This window comes from Lentilactobacillus farraginis DSM 18382 = JCM 14108 (assembly GCF_000583655.1).
Taxonomy (GTDB): domain Bacteria; phylum Bacillota; class Bacilli; order Lactobacillales; family Lactobacillaceae; genus Lentilactobacillus; species Lentilactobacillus farraginis.
The window spans coordinates 1-1807 of record NZ_BAKI01000096.1 but is presented as its reverse complement, the minus strand read 5'-3'; the positions used below and the strand labels follow the sequence as shown (position 1 = coordinate 1807).

At 38.0% G+C, this 1807-nt stretch carries 2 protein-coding genes and 1 pseudogene; 1 reads left to right on the top strand and 2 read right to left on the bottom strand.

Features of this window, described 5'->3' with window-relative positions:
- The first annotated feature begins 400 nt into the window (after window positions 1-400).
- Window positions 401-1174, top strand: coding sequence for a (S)-acetoin forming diacetyl reductase (locus JCM14108_RS13765; RefSeq protein ID WP_035181532.1), 774 nt, complete (start codon window positions 401-403; stop codon window positions 1172-1174).
- A gap of 151 nt (window positions 1175-1325) precedes the next feature.
- Here the strand turns inward: JCM14108_RS13765 and JCM14108_RS15715 are convergent.
- Window positions 1326-1430 (bottom strand): annotated as a pseudogene (locus JCM14108_RS15715) (IS5-like element ISLpl3 family transposase); the annotation flags it as partial.
- Window positions 1431-1736: 306 nt separating this feature from the next.
- A partial coding sequence (locus JCM14108_RS16175; protein ID WP_439645807.1) for a putative holin-like toxin occupies window positions 1737-1807 on the bottom strand: 71 nt, incomplete at its 5' end.

The following is a 1807-nucleotide window of genomic DNA, read 5'->3' as shown; positions in this document are numbered from 1 at the left end:
TTTTTCTAATAGGCAATCTATCTTGCCAGCCGGATTGATGAGTCGAGATGGCCGACTTTTTTATTTTACTGGAAATCGATCGAATATAGGTTTGGGATTTTCATAATTTTTCACAAAAATTCGTTTACTTTGAAATTCTGGCATTTTATTCCAACCTTTCTTTTCTCGTTTTTTCACATAATTAAAGGATATGTTTAGGATGAATGGCTATTTCATCTTGATAAGCGCAAAAGAATTAGAAGAATCGGCCATTTTAAGTATGGTATTTAAGCAAGAATCGAACAATTATGAAAATTGCTTCCAAATAATTTTGCGTTGATTTTCACAATCATTCCTTTTATAATTAGCTTCATGATTGATTGAAATTTCACAAGTTATACAAAACACGGAGGCTTACATTATGTCAAAGAAAGTTGCTTTAATTACTGGTGCCGGTCAAGGAATTGGTGAAGCGATCGCTAAACGACTTACCAAGGATGGCTTTTCAGTTGCGCTGGTAGGGCGGACCAAGAGCAAAGTTGAGAACGTTGCTAAAGAAATCAACGATAATGGTGGAGATGCTTATGCTATCAAAGCTGATGTTGCCGATCGTGACGAGGTATTTGCCGCTGTTGATGAAGCAACTAAACACTTTGGTGATTTTAATGTCATCGTTAATAACGCTGGGGTTGCACCAACGACACCAATTAGTACTGTTACACCTGATGTTTTAAACAACACTTTGGCAATTAATTTAGGCGGCGTTGTTTGGGGGATTCAAGCTGCTTCTGATAAGTTCCATGAATTAAATCATGGTGGTAAGATCATTAACGCTTCTTCACAAGCTGGTCAAGTCGGTAACCCGAACTTAACGGTTTATGGTGCAAGTAAGTTTGCTATTCGGGGCGTTACGCAAACCACTGCCCGTGAATTAGCCAAAGATAACATCACAGTTAACGCTTATTGCCCAGGAATTGTTAAGACACCAATGATGGATGATATTGCCAAGAAGGTTGCTGATAATGCTGGTAAGCCATTCGAATGGGGCATGGAACAGTTCTCTAAAGATATTGCTTTAGGGCGACTTTCAAGACCTGAGGATGTTGCCGCTTGTGTTTCCTACTTAGCTGGCCCAGATTCGGATTATATGACTGGCCAATCACTATTGATTGATGGCGGGATGGTATTTAGCTAAAAGTTCCAATAACAATTTATAATAACAATTTATAATAAAAATAGTTGCCGGCTTTAAGTTGATTCGCTTAAAGTTGGCAACCATTTTTGATTCTGGTAACTTACTATTGTTTTGGTTTTCTTATTTGCTGAATAAAGGGTTTTTAATACGGTCGACTTGATAATTTAGCAGGGCGACCAGTTCGATAAGGTGGGAATAGCGGTTCAATTTTAGTCCACTGTTCGTCAGTGACTTCATAGCGTTTTGAGATCGTCATCATTTGATGCCTCAATTCGTTTTTAATCAAGGTTATACATGATTATTCCGTTTCAAGACAGGTCATAATATCTTTTCCGATTTGACAGAAAAGATAAAATCTGACTTTTATCAAGGCACTGCTGCTATATGATTCGATGTTTTGACCAGATGCGTATCGATTGCCGTGATATAGTGAAAGTACAAAAAGAAAGTTCTGCTTAAACAGAACCTTCTAAACAAGCCGCTTTAAAGGCGGTGGCTATAATTACAAAAGCTACTTAAAGTTCGTCCTGTAACTCGCCAAAGTTATGACAGGGCGGTTTTTTTATTTTTGGCTGTTGATGTAGCTGAGTAACGCTATTAAAAACGTCCCAAACAGCAACATCAACGAAAGCG

Excerpts from the sequence above, each read along its gene's own strand:
- JCM14108_RS13765 (WP_035181532.1), top strand. The coding sequence starts at position 401 with ATGTCAAAGAAAGTTGCTTTAATTACTGGTGCCGGTCAAGGAATTGGT.